This is a genomic window from Nostoc sp. UHCC 0302 (assembly GCF_038096175.1).
GTDB lineage: Bacteria > Cyanobacteriota > Cyanobacteriia > Cyanobacteriales > Nostocaceae > UHCC-0302.
In genome coordinates, this window is sequence record NZ_CP151101.1 from 115214 (window position 1) to 131694 (window position 16481).

Annotated in this window: 19 protein-coding genes and 1 pseudogene; 16 read left to right on the plus strand and 4 right to left on the minus strand. The window is 39.5% G+C overall.

Annotated elements, in window-relative coordinates; genetic code table 11:
* The first annotated feature begins 24 nt into the window (after positions 1-24).
* Complete coding sequence (locus tag WKK05_RS38910; RefSeq protein ID WP_341531875.1) at positions 25-927, plus strand: hypothetical protein; 903 nt, start codon at positions 25-27, stop codon at positions 925-927.
* A gap of 2 nt (positions 928-929) precedes the next feature.
* On the opposite strand, the gene WKK05_RS38915 is transcribed toward WKK05_RS38910, so the two are convergent.
* Positions 930-1145 carry a hypothetical protein gene (locus WKK05_RS38915; protein ID WP_341531876.1) on the minus strand — a complete coding sequence of 72 codons (216 nt, stop codon included), beginning with the start codon at positions 1143-1145 and terminating at the stop codon, positions 930-932.
* Between the two features lie 283 nt (positions 1146-1428).
* Between WKK05_RS38915 and WKK05_RS38920 the strand changes: the two genes are divergently transcribed.
* The 11 genes from WKK05_RS38920 to WKK05_RS38970 all read left to right on the plus strand — a co-directional run bounded on the left by WKK05_RS38920 (position 1429) and on the right by WKK05_RS38970 (position 10262).
* Positions 1429-1638 (plus strand): hypothetical protein, encoded by a 210-nt coding sequence (locus WKK05_RS38920; RefSeq protein ID WP_341531877.1) that lies wholly within the window; start codon positions 1429-1431, stop codon positions 1636-1638.
* Positions 1639-1849: 211 nt separating this feature from the next.
* Positions 1850-2272, plus strand: a complete 423-nt coding sequence (locus tag WKK05_RS38925; protein ID WP_341531878.1) for a hypothetical protein — start codon at positions 1850-1852, stop codon at positions 2270-2272.
* A gap of 800 nt (positions 2273-3072) precedes the next feature.
* Positions 3073-4356 (plus strand): RNA-guided endonuclease IscB, encoded by a 1284-nt coding sequence (gene iscB, locus WKK05_RS38930; protein ID WP_341529966.1) that lies wholly within the window; start codon positions 3073-3075, stop codon positions 4354-4356.
* Positions 4357-4594: 238 nt separating this feature from the next.
* The gene (locus WKK05_RS38935; protein WP_341531879.1) at positions 4595-5404 is read left to right on the plus strand and encodes a hypothetical protein; all 810 of its coding nucleotides are present in this window, start codon (positions 4595-4597) and stop codon (positions 5402-5404) included.
* Between the two features lie 149 nt (positions 5405-5553).
* Complete coding sequence (locus WKK05_RS38940) at positions 5554-6078, plus strand: hypothetical protein (RefSeq protein ID WP_341531880.1); 525 nt, start codon at positions 5554-5556, stop codon at positions 6076-6078.
* Positions 6044-6562, plus strand: coding sequence for a hypothetical protein (locus tag WKK05_RS38945; protein ID WP_341531881.1), 519 nt, complete (start codon positions 6044-6046; stop codon positions 6560-6562). The genes WKK05_RS38940 and WKK05_RS38945 overlap by 35 nt, the downstream gene beginning before the upstream one ends.
* Positions 6505-6906, plus strand: coding sequence for a hypothetical protein (locus WKK05_RS38950; protein WP_341531882.1), 402 nt, complete (start codon positions 6505-6507; stop codon positions 6904-6906). The genes WKK05_RS38945 and WKK05_RS38950 overlap by 58 nt, the downstream gene beginning before the upstream one ends.
* A gap of 2 nt (positions 6907-6908) precedes the next feature.
* Positions 6909-7589, plus strand: coding sequence for a hypothetical protein (locus WKK05_RS38955; protein ID WP_341531883.1), 681 nt, complete (start codon positions 6909-6911; stop codon positions 7587-7589).
* Between the two features lie 71 nt (positions 7590-7660).
* Entirely contained in the window at positions 7661-8047 is a 387-nt protein-coding gene (locus WKK05_RS38960) for a four helix bundle protein (protein ID WP_341531884.1), read from the plus strand.
* Between the two features lie 235 nt (positions 8048-8282).
* Complete coding sequence (locus tag WKK05_RS38965) at positions 8283-9863, plus strand: hypothetical protein (protein WP_341531885.1); 1581 nt, start codon at positions 8283-8285, stop codon at positions 9861-9863.
* 24 nt (positions 9864-9887) lie between these two features.
* Positions 9888-10262, plus strand: coding sequence for a BRO family protein (locus tag WKK05_RS38970; protein WP_341531886.1), 375 nt, complete (start codon positions 9888-9890; stop codon positions 10260-10262).
* Here WKK05_RS38970 and WKK05_RS38975 read toward each other — a convergent pair.
* Positions 10225-11247 (minus strand): filamentous hemagglutinin N-terminal domain-containing protein, encoded by a 1023-nt coding sequence (locus WKK05_RS38975; RefSeq protein ID WP_341531887.1) that lies wholly within the window; start codon positions 11245-11247, stop codon positions 10225-10227. The two genes, WKK05_RS38970 and WKK05_RS38975, sit on opposite strands and share 38 nt — an antisense overlap.
* A gap of 272 nt (positions 11248-11519) precedes the next feature.
* On the opposite strand from WKK05_RS38975, the gene WKK05_RS38980 reads away from it, so the two are divergent.
* The 3 genes from WKK05_RS38980 to WKK05_RS38990 all read left to right on the plus strand — a co-directional run bounded on the left by WKK05_RS38980 (position 11520) and on the right by WKK05_RS38990 (position 13424).
* Positions 11520-11954, plus strand: coding sequence for a hypothetical protein (locus WKK05_RS38980; RefSeq protein ID WP_341531888.1), 435 nt, complete (start codon positions 11520-11522; stop codon positions 11952-11954).
* Positions 11955-12027: 73 nt separating this feature from the next.
* Positions 12028-12279 (plus strand): hypothetical protein, encoded by a 252-nt coding sequence (locus WKK05_RS38985; RefSeq protein WP_341531889.1) that lies wholly within the window; start codon positions 12028-12030, stop codon positions 12277-12279.
* A gap of 947 nt (positions 12280-13226) precedes the next feature.
* A complete protein-coding gene (locus WKK05_RS38990; protein ID WP_341531890.1) occupies positions 13227-13424 on the plus strand; it encodes a hypothetical protein in 198 nt (65 codons plus the stop codon).
* A 266-nt stretch (positions 13425-13690) separates the two neighbouring features.
* Here WKK05_RS38990 and WKK05_RS38995 read toward each other — a convergent pair whose 3' ends face one another.
* The gene (locus WKK05_RS38995) at positions 13691-14083 is read right to left on the minus strand and encodes a hypothetical protein (protein ID WP_341531891.1); all 393 of its coding nucleotides are present in this window, start codon (positions 14081-14083) and stop codon (positions 13691-13693) included.
* A 263-nt stretch (positions 14084-14346) separates the two neighbouring features.
* Here WKK05_RS38995 and WKK05_RS39000 point away from each other — a divergent pair.
* Positions 14347-15833: pseudogene (locus WKK05_RS39000) on the plus strand (IS1380 family transposase).
* 302 nt (positions 15834-16135) lie between these two features.
* Here the strand turns inward: WKK05_RS39000 and WKK05_RS39005 are convergent.
* Positions 16136-16387, minus strand: coding sequence for a hypothetical protein (locus WKK05_RS39005; protein ID WP_341531892.1), 252 nt, complete (start codon positions 16385-16387; stop codon positions 16136-16138).
* Between the last annotated feature and the right edge of the window lie 94 nt (positions 16388-16481).

Sequence of the window (16481 nt, forward strand, 5' to 3'; positions counted from 1 at the left end):
TATCTGTAGAATGATTAAATTTTTATGACTAGATTTATTCATGACCAATTTGCGAAAGACTATTTAGAAGAATTACTACAACCATACGGGGAAGTAAAAGCTCCCAGCCGTGTAGCGGGAGAAGTCAGAGAAATTGATGTTTCATTTTCTCCTCAGATAGAACAAATCACTAACTTAGAAGTTTTAGGATTATTAGGAAGATTTGCAGCCACACCTGCTATTTTTGAACCATACCGCAATGCTGCATCAAATGACGAAATCTGTGACTGTTTGCTAAAACTGTTAGAAGTCAAAGGGGCATTGCAACGAGAAGCTAATCGAAATACAAGTAATGTTCAAGAATCGGAAATTCCAAAACTGTGGATTCTGACCCCAACTGCATCTGCGAATTTATTATCTAGCTTTAGGGCAATGCCTACGAATGATTGGTTACCAGGAGTACACTTCTTGGCAGACGCACTCAGGACAGCTATCGTTGCTATTCACCAGCTACCAGTTATTGAAGAAACCCTGTGGCTAAGAATCCTGGGACGGGGAAAAGTGCAGTCACAGGCAATTGATGAGTTACAAGCTTTATCGGCAAATCATCCCTTCCAGAAAGCAACACTGGAATTAGTCTACAATTTGCGCCAGAATTTAAGGGTGAATCAAAATTTAGAACCAGATGATCAGGAGTTAATTATGCGACTGGAACCACTTTATCAGCAAGACCGTGAGCAAGCTAAACAAGAAGGGATTCAAGAAGGTATTCAACAAGGAGAACGTCTGGTAGTTGAAAATTTATTACAAACTCGTTTTGGCTCATTAGATAACGAGCTTCAAGGAATTATTGAAACGATATTAGCTTTACCAGCAACAGAATTTACCCCATTGCTCATACAGTTGTCACGTGAAGAACTAATTACAAGATTTGGGAAAAATTCTTGAGCTTATTCTACTGTTCCCTGTTCAGGGGTAATTAATCCCATTTGGTAACGGGCAAGAGTGGCGTTTATATGAACAGCAAAGCCTTTCTCCCAAAACAGGCGATGCATTTCTGATTCATTCCAGCCTTCCATTGCCTGAACTCGCTTTGCAGCTTCATATAGTGGTGCAGGGATAGAAACTACGGTCTGAATCATTTTTGGTGCAGTTTTCTTTGGCATTTTTTTTATGAGGCTGGTTTATATAACTTTACCCCTATAGTTCACTGTTTTTATCAAAAAAGTTGGGAATCACTATATCTTGTATAGGTATTCAGATAGGGGTAACTATGCTATTTTAAAGGAGAATTTTCTTTCTTTTTTCGGTGAATAGCTTTCAAAACCCTCCATTTATGGCCAAAGCAAACTTTTCTCAACATCACCATAAATAACCAAAATTTTGACCCCCGGTGTTAAGGCCACCGGAGGAGTACTCAACCGTAGAGATAACCTACAGAGGAGCTGTATGAGTTTACTTGAATTTCTATGTAAATGGGATAGTACAGAAGAACTAAGGCTTCAAGGAATGCTATGTACCTTCTTTGAGCGCGACCCCAGAACTATCCGTAATTGGATGAACAGAACCCCTAAATACGTCAAATGGGTACTGGCAAAACTTGATCAAGAGTGGTCGGAAGTTGGAGAGATCAACTACTCAGTTTTTTTTAAGTACTAACGGAAATTTTTGTCACGAAATTGTCACGAAATTGTATTGCCTGCCTTGTGCAGGTTTTTTATTGTGGTATTAACGATATCAATGAAAAGCCAATTAACAGACTATAAATTATTCAACTTGAATTAATGAAATAGTCATCATGATATCGCTACAAGCTAACAAACAAGTGGCAGTATTAAAAACTAACTAATTACTACTTAGTAATGGACAAATGATGAAGGAGTGGAGAAATAGACTATTTGACTCGCCCAACCCAGAAACAGGTTTACATTTAATTGACTTACCGTTATCTGTGGCAGAGGGAACAAGGATTTTGGGAATATGTTACCGCACTTGGAAGCGGTGGCATGAACTAGCAATGTCTGTACCTGAATACAAACAGCAACATCTAGAGATGGTTGAAAAAATATCTGACGTTAATTCAGCACCACCTATAATCCGCTATCAAATTTGGGTGACGGGAAAGATTGGTGAGATTTTCACTCTTCTTCCTCATGGCATTGCAAAAAAAGTGATAGTTCAAGACCGCCTACAAGAGGCTCTCAAAGAGTTCAGTGTTGAACAATATCAAAGAGAGCAGTCACAATTTATTCAGTCACAAGAAATACATAGAGTCTCAGTACAACAAAAATGAAATTTGGAAATTTTGCTCAAAAAAAGTGAACTGCCGATTTTTTACCAATTACAAGCTGCTACATATACTGTACAAGGATTAAATAGTATTTCGCCCCCAAGAACAAACTACATTTGTTTCGCCGACTTTCCTCAAAAATTGCTGAAATAGCTGGTTAGTAACCTCATTGATAATCATAAGTTGGAGTAATACTAAAATGCTACAAGCCTCAAACCCATGTACAGCATGAGTTCGGCAAAACGTTAGCAAGCGAAGTGAACCCAAACAAGCTTCTAACCCCTAAAAATTCCTACACACTTTTTTTGACGAGGAATAAATGTAGTACAGATTAAATAACCATGAGTATCCATATATACGGGAGATAGCCCAATGTGTACAAGAAAAAGACTTATTCAAAAACATCATTTGATGGGACAACTGAAACAATAGAAATAGAAGAAAAAAATTCGTCAGGTTTGTTAGAATTCTGTGCAGCAATCATCACGATTACCCTTTCAATATTGACGGCCACATTAGTTTTACAGCAGTTGAATCATGACAGTAGTACTAGAGGAGTCAATGACCCGCAGCTAAATCTTATAGATTCTAGTGAGTGCTTGGAAACAAGTCTACATTGACCAGCCTACTCTCAAAAGTAAACGATATTGTGGTCACGACACCCCAGAATACGCGCCAGTTCTGGGCACTGTCACTCAAAATTAAACAGCAAGGACGGGATAACCAAGCAGTGTTTTGAGTCGAACAAGCCGTGATATCTAGGCGAGGCAAACTTAACTACCGTAAGGTAAGAGATAACAGTAATGTATGTTTTTGTATTAGATAAAAACAAGCAACCACTCGACCCCTGCCATGCAGCAAGAGCGAGAGAATTATTAAAACAAGGGAGAGCAACAGTTTATAAACAGTATCCGTTCACAATAATAATTAAAGACCGAGAAGTAGGTCAATCAGTGATACATCCACATCAGGTAAAGATAGCTCCAGGCAGCAAAGTTACAGGTCTAACTGTACTCCAAGAAAATACGAATAGATGTGTATTTGCTGCTGAAATCAGCCATCGTGGGTTTCAAATTAAGCAAGCACTGTTATCAAGAAGGCAATTAAGACGTTCTCGACGCTTACGCAAAACACGTTATCGTAAACCACGTTTTCTTAACAGAAAACGTAAGAAAGGTTGGCTACCACCATCACTGCAATCTCGGATTGAGAATGTTTTAACTTGGGTAAACCGATTGCGTCATGTTTGCCCCATAACTGCAATTTCTCAAGAGCTAGTCAAATTTGACTTACAGAAACTCGAACAACCAGAGATACAAGGTGTAGATTATCAACGTGGTGAGTTATTTGGTTTTGAAGTTAAAGAGTATCTTTTGACCAAATGGGGGCATCAATGTGCTTATTGTAGTGTTAAAGATGTGCCATTACAAATTGAGCATATTGTCGCTAAATCTCGTGGTGGGACTAATCGTGTTAGTAATCTCACGTTAGCTTGTCAAAAATGTAATCAATCCAAAGGTAATCAACCAATCATCGAGTTTCTTAAAAAGAAACCTGAATTATTAAACCGGATTTTATCTCAAGCTAAAAAACCTTTAGTTGACGCTACTGCTGTGAATGTAACTCGTTGGGAATTATACCGAAGACTTCAACAAACTGGTTTACCAGTCGAAGTTGGTAGTGGTGGGCAGACTAAGTGGAACCGAACCAATCATAGAATTGAAAAATCTCACTGGGCTGATTCGCTGTGTGTGGGAGCTAGTACACCCAAAAAGTTGTTAATAAAGGGCATTAAACCTCTAGCGATTACAGCCAAAGGTCACGGTACTCGTCAGCGTTGCCGTACAAACAAGTTTGGATTTCCAAAAGCTCATGCACCTTCATCTAAATACTTTCAGGGTTTTACCACTGGCGATATTGTTAAAGCCAATATTCCAACTGGTAAATTCGCAGGGACTTATATAGGCAGAATTGCTATTAGATTCCGCCCTAGTTTTGTTCTATACTTTTTAGATAAAAAATTTGATGTTCATCCTAAATATTTGAATACTAGACAAAAGGCTGACGGTTATGAATATAAACAATAGTGATGTTCGATAAAACAGTTTTAATATTCTCGGAGATATTTACCTATAAAATTAACAGATATAGCAAAAATCTTCTTTTCATATTTAATATAAATAGCGCAATGTGTTAAAGTTATAGTAAATAAAAGTGTAAGACTATAGACAGATAGCGTTCATCAAACTTGCCAATTTTTATGCGGCAATAATAAAGATTTTCCTCTTACGAGTGACAGTAGTTTAATATTATAAATTAGAAATTATGCCATTAGTTTTAGAAGATTGGATAGGCCAATCCAGCAATCTCAAGAACCAATGTGAAAAGATTCGGGGAGCAACCATAAGTGAGCGCACTTGGCGCGATTGGGAGCGACTTGCGGGTGCAGTTTATCCACAGGGTAAAAAGGTGTCCGAGCGCTCCTACACACCGGAACAAACAGAATTACTGTTGTGCTTGGCGTGGTATCGCAAGTGCTATCCCCGCGTGAAAGTCACATATCGGAGCTTGAGAAACTACTGGCAAAGTAATGAGTACAAACTTGATGAAGTATTTGATGCTTTCTGTGAAGCAGTAAATTCTCCACAAGAGAAACAAACTCCTACACCTGCTCCAAAACTCATAGCGTTGTCGAATGTGAAAAAGTCATGTGATCAGATCATGAACCGCTGCATCTCTAGAAATTGCTGGGCTAGTTGGAAGCGGTTTTTGGGGATACCGAAGTATGAACGTTATGTGGAAGAAGGATTGGCATCAATACTTGTATATATGGCCTGCTGGAGACATGACAATCCTACAAAAAAGTTTCCCTCAGTCAACCGTTTGATCACAATGATGAAACATTGGTCACGTCGAGCGATGACACTTGAAACCAATTCGAGTGGCAAGATGTATTATCGATGGCAGATGCGGGGGTGTCTTGGCAAAGATTTAGCTAAATACTTAGCAGCCTACGGGTACAAAATTTCAACACGCACACTATATAAGTGGGGTCATTTCAGCCAACGAAGGCATTATTCACCTTCAGAACTATCGGAGTGGAAGAATATAGCAGCTAAAAAAAGGTGTGCATGATTCGATTACTAGACGGACTTAATACAAGAATACATTTGTCAGAGTTGAGTCCTTCAGAATTGAGTCTTTCAGAATGATTAAATATCTTTACTGCTAAAGCCAGATTTTTGACGAATGTGTTCTGAATTCTAATCACTAAGGAGTAAAACATGGCACGTAAAGGCTCTGAATTGACAGTATCAACAGAAGAGACATCAATAGATAAACAACCCAAAAGCATTACTAAAGCTAAAAAGATAGAGATTAATGCTTATCAAGAGCAAACCTCAGCACAGGCGATTGAAGAATTAGAGGTTGCCTTTGACTTTGACTTACGAATGGCAATTATTCAGAGATTAGTGCAAGACAAATACATAATCCTCCAACAAAAAGACAAAGAACGCTCAATTACAGAAGCACTAGAATTAGCCAGATTAGAAGCTATAGAGCTTGCGCGTGAGGAGGGGAAACAACAAGCTAGAGCTAAAATGGCTCAAAAGAAGGCACAACAAAAAGCTGCGGCACAACAACATTTTATTGATGTAGAGTTAGAGCAACTAATTGATAGTTGTGATTACTTGCCGTTTGAAACAATGAAACAGACCGTTAATACTTTTGCAAATCGTATCGGCGTAACTCTGGAGTGGAAAGATTTGTCAGATGGACAATTTGAATGCATCGCAAACATCGCCTGAAATCCAAGAGTTTATTGACACGGTAAACTCTGGACGAGGATTTGCTGAAATTACCCAAATCATCAGCCAGGAAGTACAACGACAGATTGAAACGCAGTTGATGGACTTCCAGTCTGCGATCGCACAATCTAACTTAGCCATGATTGATGTGATGCACGGTGAGCTAACGCGCCTCAAAGAAGAATCTGCAACGGTTAAAGGGGTAATGGAGCGATTGAAGACAGCTGTCGCTCCTGACATCCCTTCTTCAGAGTCGGAAGTTGTTAGCTTCCGTCAAGCGATTGAAAATCTGGAGAAGTACGGCAGCATAATTCCCACAGAGAAGGATATTGTTGCTGCCCAACTGAAATGGCGAAACCAACAAGCTTGGTCGTTGGTATGGCAATCTATTGCCAAATTACTAATCAGAAAAATGGAGAAAACGTTTTGCAAACCGCCCACTTCCACAGAGCATACTGGTGTTACGAAAACAACCTTGGAATAGCCAAGATTCATTACGAACAATTAGGGATTTTTGCCCTGTTGTTTGAAGAAGGTATTCCCAAGATTAATGTTAATTTCCTGGATAAGAAAGAATTCTCCTATTACTGGCAAAAGTACAAAAAAGCGGGAGTAACTTTATGTTTGGGTGTGATGATTGACCGGGACGTTGAGTTAACCAGGGTAATTGAGAAGGAGAACATATTTAAGTTCCCTGAAATTAATCTGGAAGTCAAACTAGAAAACAATATCCGTTACTTCCGACCGATAGGAGGAGATTGGCTTGAATTTGAAGACGATGTATTTGTTGAATATAAGCCTTGTAATTCATTAATTGACGTTAGGTAGTTATGGTAAAAGCAATCCCCCAAAAATCTGAACCAGCAAAAAATAACGGTTTAAATCTCTCTGATTTAAATGGTGATGTGAGCAAAGCGCTAATCCCACCCGATTCTCACTTTGGTTTAGAGTCAGCAGTTTGGAAGAATGCCCAACGTATTGCTGATATGTTGCCCGTAGATATTAAAGTCTTTGGTGACCTCAGCGAAGAAGATGTGGCAACTGCTCTTGAAAAAGCTAAAGGTGCAGAGTTCCAAGCTAAAAACTGGGCAGAATATTCAACTGCTGTTAGTCGCTACCTCAAATCCTTTTACAAAGTTCGGGAGAAGCAAGCTGAAGTCTCTGAAAATATAGCCGAAGCGCGGGTGCAGAGCGCAGAACTAGAGAAAAACCTCTCGACTACTTTAGCTAATTTAGAATCCAAATTCCGCCAAACAATTGGTTCAAATCGTTCTGCTCTAGCCTCCGTTCAAGATGACCTGGCAATCAGCTTGGGGCGAATTGCTTCACAGTACTCAGAGACAAAAGCGAAGAAGCAAGAAAAAGTACAAACCGAAACCGCCAAGAAAGAACCTACGCCCTACGAAGAACAGACAACTTCTTTGGTTGATAGATTCCGTCAGCTTCGTGAAGCTCGTTATTCCGGCTCATCACTAGGAATTACGCAACGTATTAAATCAGCAAGTAATTAGCAAGAGGCAGGGGGCAGGGAGCAGGGGGCAGGGGGAATAAAAACAGATGAATGGAGGCTTTTGGTAAGAAAATGGAAAAGCAACCTATTAAAAGTCATGAAGACTTAGAAGCGTATAAAATGGCATTTGATACAGCTATGAAAATATTTGAACTTTCAAAAAAGTTTCCTGTTGAAGAGCGTTATTCTTTAACTGATCAGATACGTAGGTCATCCCGTTCTGTATGTGCAAATCTTGCAGAAGCGTGGAGAAAACGCCGTTATGAAGCTGCTTTTATTGCTAAGTTAAATGATAGTGAAGCTGAGGCAGCAGAAACCCAAACTTGGATAAAGTTTGCAGTTAAATGCGGTTATATAGATGTCGATACAGGCAGGGAACTTTATGGAACCTACAACCGAGTTTTAGGTATTATCGTAACGATAATTAATAACCCTCTACCTTGGCTTGTGAAACGTTAATTTCTTTTCCCCCTGCCCCCTGCTCCCTGCCCTCTACCTCTTTAAGTATGTCACAAGTCTGTAAGTTACTCATCTGGATATGTGGCTTTTTAATCGCAAGTGCAACTGCACAACTTATCAGTCTACTGCCCTGGTCTTTCCTAGTGATTGGTGTGATATCAGTTATTACTTATACCAAAGGAAAGGCTGACAATTCAATGCTCTTGCAAATCATCGCTGTTGGATTAACTTTTGGATGGTGCAAATGTTACTTTCTTGGTTAAAAATCGGGGGCAGCGGGTTAGTAGCTCTAACTTTAACGTTATCTATCAACCCCAAAGATTTAAAACTATTCCTGCCAGGAAACATTACTGCGATCGCTCTTGCTAGTTACGCTGGGGTCAGGCTGCGACAACTAGAGAAATTCTATAGCGATAAAGAGCGCGAAGAAGATATGTTGGCCGCTATGAAGGATACCCAGGCGGAGGAGCAATTGCAGTTTCTCTCTTCAGCAGCCGAGAGGAAACGGTCATCTGAGGAAGCAGATAAGCAAACCGAAAGGCAACTCAAGCTCTTACAACAGACAGCACCCTTATTCAGTGATGTCCTTAATATTACCGGACGTAACGGTGCGATTGAGCGCATGGCACTAGGGATGCTGCAAAATGGAGAACCACTTGGTAATGTTTTGCTGGCGGCAAGTGAAGCAGAAATGCAATTAGAGACAGCCAAGCTTGCTGCTGTGTTCAATACCAGACAGTTAGAACTACAAACACAAGTGGCACATCAACAACTCAAGAATGCCTCCGTTGTAGTTACCCCAAGCACTACAGCGGTTATAGAGCCACCCAAATTCTCAAAGATTGACGGGCTTACTAAAGCTGCAACTGTTGTTGGAATCAACACCCAATGCCTGCGTGTTGACAAAGCACCTAGCTACGAAAGACTTATCTTCTCTGTCAAAACAGAAGATTTCAATTCACTACCGAAATTTAAAGCAGCAAGCAAGCTGGCACTGGGCATTAGCGAGAAGGAAGATTTGCCCTTTTACATATATGCCCCAGAACAGATTGCTGTGGAAGTGCCTTTGCCACCTCAACAAAGGACTTATTATGATTTTCCCACTCGTCAGTGGAATAGCGGTGAGCGCCTGATTGTTCTGGGTCAATCTTTAGATGGCGAAGTCATCATTAATTTGTCCAGTGAAGACACACCACAAATATTAGTGGTAGGTACTACTGGCTCCGGCAAGAGCAATTTCTTCCGCGCTGCGGCTTATTGTCTATTAATGCAGGGTGCAAGAGTCGATGTCTGTGGTGGCAAGGTCAGTGACTACGAAGATTTTGCTGACCGTTTCCCCTCTATCACTATGAACGACATGGGGAAAACTTTTGAATTTGTGGGTGAGTATTTTAATGAGTGCGTGAGCCGTAACTCCATGACTAAAGCGCAATTAGACTTAGAAATTCCTTGGATATTGTTTATTGACGAATATAAAGGCACAGTCCCGTTTGAGGATGCTTTACGTAAAGCATACGATCAACAGTTGTGTGAAGTCGGTCGCCGGGGCAGAGGTTTAAAAATCCATATCGTTGTTGGTTTACAGCGTGGAGCTAAACGTAGCAAGGAAGATCCACAAGGACTGCCACCTGACTTACGTGATAATCTGCCGTGCCGGATTGCTTTTCGCTGTGTTGACGCTACTTCGGGGCGCATGATTCTGATGCGGCGGGGTGAAGCTGTCACATCATTGCAAGGCCGGGGTGATGGCATCGTTCAATCTGGTTTGTTAGATGCCAGATTCCAGGCATATCGATTCGATACTATTCCCGCTTAATCTCCATTCCTTAAAATTCAGATTATGTCTAATTTATCAATTTTTGTTTTTGAGGCTCAAGAAGTTCGTTTCGTCGGCACTCCAGAAAAACCCGAATGGATTGCAGCGGATGTGTGTGCAATTCTGGAAATTCAAAACGTCTCACAAGCTTTAGCTCTTTTTGATGCGGATGAGAGGGGTCTATGTAATGTATATACCCCTGGCGATGACAATCCGCAAGGGCAGGAAATGCTAACAGTGACCGAGGCTGGGCTTTACCGATTGATTTTCAAGTCCCGTAAACCTGTTGCTAAACGTTTCCAGCGATGGGTTTTTCACGAAGTGCTTCCATCACTGCGGCGCACTGGAAAGTACGAAATTCCTAAGCCAAATCTCTGCTTTGAGGTGAACCCAAATTGAGAGCTATTCCTGTCATCAACTGACTTGAACCTGACATATCTATGTTATGAGCATTAACTGTAATGTTACCCCCGCTTACTGCTCGAACATTAACTTCAGCTTTATTGGTAAGAGATACATCTGCTAGTGCTACATCGTTAGGAAAGCTTAAATTTACCTCTTTGCCATTGACTTCAAGCCCGATGCTACCTATTCCTGCTAACCCTCCCAGTTCGACTCGACCACCAAATGCTTTTAATCCTCCACGATTTCCGTTTACTCCTGGTGAGATATTTCCAGTTGGTGGATCTCTAAACTCTAATCCATCTATATTGATATCACCGCCTACTAACAATAGACTATTACCATTAGCCACTCTCAGACCATAGGTAGGATATCCTGCTGGATCTAATCCCGCTGGTGCAATGGACTGAGAGTGAATACTTCCAGCTTTTACTTGATTAAACAATAATGCAGAGGGATCAATAGTTAATAAACCAGGAGAATTAGCCAATGTCACATTGAAAAAGCCTTGATTCCCAAAACCAATTGCATTAGCTGTAGTTGCAATAAACGAGCCTCCAATATTGAGAGTTGCATTTTTCCCAAAAAAAATACCATTCGGATTGAGGAAAAATAGATTCGCCGTCCCATTTGCCCGGATTAAACCGTCAATATTAGATATTGAGTTTCCTGTAACACGAGTGAAGATATTCTCAATCGACGTGGGATTGTTAAAAAATGCTTCTCCACCCGTAGGTATAGAAAACTGCCTAAAACTGTGGAACAGGTTGCTTCCTCGAACAGTTCCCCCTTCTATTGTGCAAGCCGTGCATCCTGGTGTAACGCTAGAATTTATCGGCAGTGTATTATCGGGAACAATCTGAGCGTTCACAGGGCTACTTGTTACAAAAGTTGCGCTTGCATAGCATCCTGTAAGAGTTATCGTTCCAAAACCAAATAGCAGCGACTTCCAGCGTTGATAATACTCTGATTTTAGTTTCACAACAATCTCACTTTTAGCACCCAGTAGTCATAGTACCTCTTTTCTACTTTCACTAGAGAATAATTGAAAAACCCTATTTTCACATTCTCTTATATATAAATGACAAACAGTAAAATGGGCGTGCAATCGTCGTGTTGGTTCAGGAAAAATAGGAAATACCCCCAACTGAGTTTGGTAAAATCTATATCCCTAGCGAGATATCTTCTTAGGTGTAGTATCTGGAACAAAAGAATAACTGATGTAATAGTAGTGTGTAATATGATGTTGAATTCATGAAAAATCCTCAGTATACTGATCCTGATTTTCAGAAGCTTTTCGCTCAAATTGCTCCAGAAATAGCAGATACTTTCAACGGTGAGCAGTTAGAAGCCATAAGGAGGAGTTTTTGCTCTCATGCTTGGACTCGTCATCCTTTAGATATAAGACTTTCAGTTCCAATTCCCAGATTAAAGTTTTATCTGGTATTGCTGGCAGGTTCAGAACGTCGCTCTCAATTGCGTCTACGCTATCAAAAACGTTTATACCCTTTCTGGACTCCTGCTAATATCTTGTTCCTCATGGGATTTTCGATTACTCTCCTAGCTTGTATTTATACTATATTTTCCTTTGCATTATCCTCAGCTACCCCTATATTTACCTCAGATTATCCTACTTCAATTTCTTGGATTTATGAGCAAGCTGAATGCAAACATACGAGTAGAATCTAGCATTATGGGAAGTGTGGGATTATAAACATAATCCCAACTTGTAAAGCTCATTTATTATTAGATAAAAATTTATATGCTGAGAAAACGTTTTATAAAGAATCCTAATGACACTGATACTTTTAGAAAATATTTTTTTGCGCGTATTCCTCCTCAAATAGCAATTACTTTTACTCCAGTTCAGCTAGCAGAACTTAGAAAGGTATTTGGTAATCGTCTTGGCAAACTTCATCATATAGATATTAGGCTTTCTATTTCCTTTTTTAAAAAATCCTTTTATCTAGTTTTTTTATTAGGGAAAGAAAGTCGCTTAAAGCAACGGTTATAAAAATTTAATTCACAGATGACAGTATCGACAACACCACCACTCCCTATACTTGCTACTAAATTTTCTTTCTTATATAGCCAAGATTTTATTAACTTTTATTACAAGTGTTGGACAAGATTTCTGGAAAAAGCATTATGCGCTATGTAGTCTAATTCAACCATTACTTGATGCTTTTATTAGCTCAAGAGGGACTCATGATTAATCGAATTATAGATATAATTTTCGTAGACTCCTTAGCCTTTGTAATTAATGTCACATTTGGGACACTGCTTCACAGTAAAATCTGCAACTACTCGGAGCCAGAAAAAACACCCTTAGATTCTCAACCAGAAGAGATTAGCTCTAATCTATCAATTTCATCATTATCTTCAGATTCAAAAAACATTGGTTCGGACGCTCCTGTCCTCAGCAAATATTCTAAAGTGAATGCAAAGATGAAAACGGAAGCTTTAATGAAAAATGCTTCTTGCAATAACTAGTACTCGAGCAAACTAAAATTGTCGGATGAAAGCGCTTTCTTGTGCAGGCGAGCAGAAGAGCGCATATAAAGATGCAGAGTTAGGGAGTTGCAGCACAATTTCTTAACTTTGCCTCTGTGTCCCTTATTTCCAAAATTTTGGGGTTGGTAAATCACTAACTCACCTATTCGGCTATTTTGCTCTGGAGATGTTAAATCACAGAGCGGAACGGCTTTGCTAGATCCTTTCTTAAATGACTGGTCTTGTCTACCTGACAATACCTTTGCTACTCTTGTAATCTATCGGTCTTAGCTAGAGTTTCTTCAGTACTACTTCTTTGCTAGGCATTTCTCAGCCATGATTTAGACTGATACACATAGTTGAAATAATTTACAAGTTATTAAAAACACAAGCTTTCTACCAAATTTTCCGGTCTGGTGACAGAACGCTTGTAGAACTAATCAGTACAATTTGAAGTCAGTATTGGGTATGCGTCCTGTTCTCTATTCTTTAATTACAACCCTGATTTGTACTTGTTTAACTGCTGGTTGCCAACAGAAAGTCAATAATTTATCTTCTGTACTTCTTGGTAGCTCTGCGCCTCAAAATGTACTCTCCCGAATTACCGAATATAGTGCTGCTAACGATTCTAGCTCCTATCGAGGTGACGGACGAGGATTTCGCTAATCCTAAAAAATATTCAGATTTGACAGTTGTAAATAGAGATAACTATCTTGTCTGCACCCGTGATTTTATAAATGACTTGGCACTAAAACTTTCACAATAAAATCAGATGAATTTATAGAGTCATAGTTCGAATTAGCTACTTAATCCTACTTTAGAACCGCCTTTCAGTACCAGCGGTTTTAAATGCAATAAAGGTAGGAAAGGCTAAAATATTCTGCTTTGGTTTGTTAACCCAAAAAAGTAATAAACAGGTTTGATAAAACTTATTAGTTTCGCTTAATCAATTGTTCTAGAATTCTTTCTAATCTATCTACTGCGGCGTTAGTTGATGCCTGACTTGCCTCTAATCTGGCTTGACTTTCATCTAGTCTCAGAACTACACCGTCTAATACGGCATTTCTAGCTTTTGTTGTCTCGATAAAATCTGTAGTTGTATCAACAAAGTTGTCTATTTTCGTAGCTAAGTTATCAACTGTTTCACTCATACCTTGAAAGGCTACAGCTAAACCGTCAAGCTGCCTTTGGGTCAAATCTTGGCGCTCAACAAGTTGGTCAAGCCTACTGTTAGTTGATTCGGCGTATCTAGCTGTAGATACTAGTAATTGTTTTACAGTTTCCAGTTCATTTTCAACATTGTCTAATCGCTGCGGGTTGCTCATGGTGTGTTTCTTGATAATTATTGCTTTAGTTAAAAGGCGATAAGCTCCCGCTTACGCATAAAGAGTATCGCTTAGGTGATCATGCAGCTCCCTTCTCTTTGTAATCAAACATAACGTAACAACAGCACTTGAGCAAGAGTTTAGTCGTACAGTCCCAAGCGATCGCCTTTATGCTTAAACGCGAATTTCTCACAAAATCTGAAAAAAAGGGATCAAAAACTGCGAAAATGTATATATAGCAAGCATTTCAGCAGTTATAGAACATGACCCCAGCTTCGACAGATCGTATACCAAAACAGTTCAGATTTGAACAGCCAAAGTCAGTTCCAGTCGTAGTTAATTTCCAGGGTGGGCAAGTAACATCTGATGCAGGTTTAAGCCTAATTGCTGAAATAGACAGAAAACTGCAAATCACATCACAGTTTGCACTATGTTTCCAAGATTACCGAAAGCCTTATCGAATTGATCATTCAATAGAAGACTTAATTAAACAACGAATCTACGGGTTGGTCATGGGATACGAAGACTTAAATGACCATGAAGAATTACGTTATGATCCGATGTTTGCTATAGCATTAGGGAGAAGAATTGGAGTAAAGGATGAGCCTGCAATATTAGCAGGGAAGAGTACATTGAATAGGTTGGAACATTGTCCTGAAGATGTAGAACAAGGAGCGGATAGTCGTTACCATAAAATTGGGCATTCTTCAGCAGAAATTGAAAGCCTATTTGTAAGTATATTTTTAAAATCTTACTCAAAAGAACCACGAAAAATTATTTTAGACTTAGATGTAACGGATGATTTAGTGCACGGCAATCAGGAGCAAGTTTTCTTCAATACTTATTACGGAGGATACTGTTATGCTCCACTTTATATTTTCTGTGGAAAACATTTGTTAGCAGCTAAACTTAGACCTTCAAATGTAGACCCAGCAGCCGGGGCATTATCAGAACTACAAAGAGTGATTAAACAAATACGGGAAAAATGGAAGAATGTTGAGATTTTAGTACGTGGAGATAGTGCCTATTCCAGAGACGATATCATGACATGGTGTGAGTCGCAGGCTGGAGTTGACTACGTTTTTGGATTAGCGCGAAATAGTCGTCGAGGTAAATGGCTACGACGACTCAACATAGAGCGAAGCTTGAATTTGAGCAGAAATTATCAACAGTAACTTCATTCTTAGAAACTGTATTTAAACCAGATGAACAAATTTCTGAACTTGCTTGTGACCTGATTGATAACTCAATTTGGCATAAATCGTTAGACTATCAGACTCGTGAATCTTGGAGTCGTAGTCGTCGTGTTGTTTGTAAGGTTGAATATGGAATAAAGGGAAACAATATTCGTTTTGTTGTTACAAGTCTTCCTACCAATAAAGTACCCCCTGGTCAACTATACAGAGAAAAATATTGTAAGCGGGGGGAGATGGAAAATCGCTTTAAGGAACAACAACTAGAACTTTTTAGTGATAGAACTAGTACTCATACGTTTGCAGGAAATCAGCTACGCTTATGGTTTTCTTCTCTTGCTTACGTTTTGATGAATGCATTGCGGTCACAATGTTTAGCCAAAACCGAATTAAAAAATTCTCAAGTTGGGACTATTCGGACAAAATTATTGAAGTTAGGAGCCTTAATTACTATAAGCTCACGGCGAATTTTAATTGCGATTACTAGCTCAAGTCCTGTAAAACATATCTTTGCTGCTGCTTACAAATGCTTAAAAATGCTCCCGAATACCGCTTAATTTCGAGTCAAGCAGCATTTCACCTTCTCTCTAATAATATTTTTGGCTTGGTTTGATTCAAGCCTTGTTTTGGATGCTTAATTTTATGAACAAAGTGTTTCAATCTCAGCATAAGCAAAAATCTTAGTAACTGTTTTAGCTTGAGAATTGCTATTTTGTACTTACTTTATTTCCCATCATAAATTTCAATTGATGATGTATCAAAAAGTGTCTTACATCAAGCGATGTGAATTGATTTTTTATTGTTTGTGAGAAATTTGCGTTAAACAGGAGCTTATCGCCCCTATCTCAAAACAACGAATCTACCCCGCTATATCTTTGCCACTCTTGTAGTTCATCGCTCTGGGCTTTCTTCTGTTACGCGGGACTACTGTTGATTTATTGGGTGCTTGGGGTGCGCGGCATTTTTCACAGTAGAGCGGTCGCGGGCCAAAGGTTTCTCTTTGGGTCGGCTCTTGGCACTGCTGGCAAATAAAGTTAAAAACGCGGGTGTGAATCTGTCTTTGATGCGCTCTGACGGTGTACTCTTTAACTTCAACTATTTTGCTGGGCATTGGCTAATTTTATGTCTCTACTTCTTTAATAATAGAGAATTCAGTCCTTCTGGAGTCAGGAGTCAGAATTGAACAGGAGTGCGATTGGTAAATG

Coding starts and splice junctions, on each gene's coding strand:
- WKK05_RS38980 (WP_341531888.1), top strand. CDS start 11,520: ATGAAAAATCCTCAGTATACTGATCCTGATTTTCAGAAGCTTTTCGCT.
- WKK05_RS38945 (WP_341531881.1), top strand. CDS start 6,044: ATGGACAATTTGAATGCATCGCAAACATCGCCTGAAATCCAAGAGTTT.
- iscB (WP_341529966.1), top strand. CDS start 3,073: ATGTATGTTTTTGTATTAGATAAAAACAAGCAACCACTCGACCCCTGC.
- WKK05_RS38955 (WP_341531883.1), top strand. CDS start 6,909: ATGGTAAAAGCAATCCCCCAAAAATCTGAACCAGCAAAAAATAACGGT.
- WKK05_RS38915 (WP_341531876.1), bottom strand. CDS start 1,145: ATGCCAAAGAAAACTGCACCAAAAATGATTCAGACCGTAGTTTCTATC.
- WKK05_RS38985 (WP_341531889.1), top strand. CDS start 12,028: ATGCTGAGAAAACGTTTTATAAAGAATCCTAATGACACTGATACTTTT.
- WKK05_RS38965 (WP_341531885.1), top strand. CDS start 8,283: ATGGTGCAAATGTTACTTTCTTGGTTAAAAATCGGGGGCAGCGGGTTA.
- WKK05_RS38990 (WP_341531890.1), top strand. CDS start 13,227: ATGCGTCCTGTTCTCTATTCTTTAATTACAACCCTGATTTGTACTTGT.
- WKK05_RS38925 (WP_341531878.1), top strand. CDS start 1,850: ATGATGAAGGAGTGGAGAAATAGACTATTTGACTCGCCCAACCCAGAA.
- WKK05_RS38935 (WP_341531879.1), top strand. CDS start 4,595: ATGCCATTAGTTTTAGAAGATTGGATAGGCCAATCCAGCAATCTCAAG.
- WKK05_RS38960 (WP_341531884.1), top strand. CDS start 7,661: ATGGAAAAGCAACCTATTAAAAGTCATGAAGACTTAGAAGCGTATAAA.
- WKK05_RS39005 (WP_341531892.1), bottom strand. CDS start 16,387: ATGCCCAGCAAAATAGTTGAAGTTAAAGAGTACACCGTCAGAGCGCAT.
- WKK05_RS38920 (WP_341531877.1), top strand. CDS start 1,429: ATGAGTTTACTTGAATTTCTATGTAAATGGGATAGTACAGAAGAACTA.
- WKK05_RS38910 (WP_341531875.1), top strand. CDS start 25: ATGACTAGATTTATTCATGACCAATTTGCGAAAGACTATTTAGAAGAA.
- WKK05_RS38940 (WP_341531880.1), top strand. CDS start 5,554: ATGGCACGTAAAGGCTCTGAATTGACAGTATCAACAGAAGAGACATCA.
- WKK05_RS38970 (WP_341531886.1), top strand. CDS start 9,888: ATGTCTAATTTATCAATTTTTGTTTTTGAGGCTCAAGAAGTTCGTTTC.
- WKK05_RS38995 (WP_341531891.1), bottom strand. CDS start 14,083: ATGAGCAACCCGCAGCGATTAGACAATGTTGAAAATGAACTGGAAACT.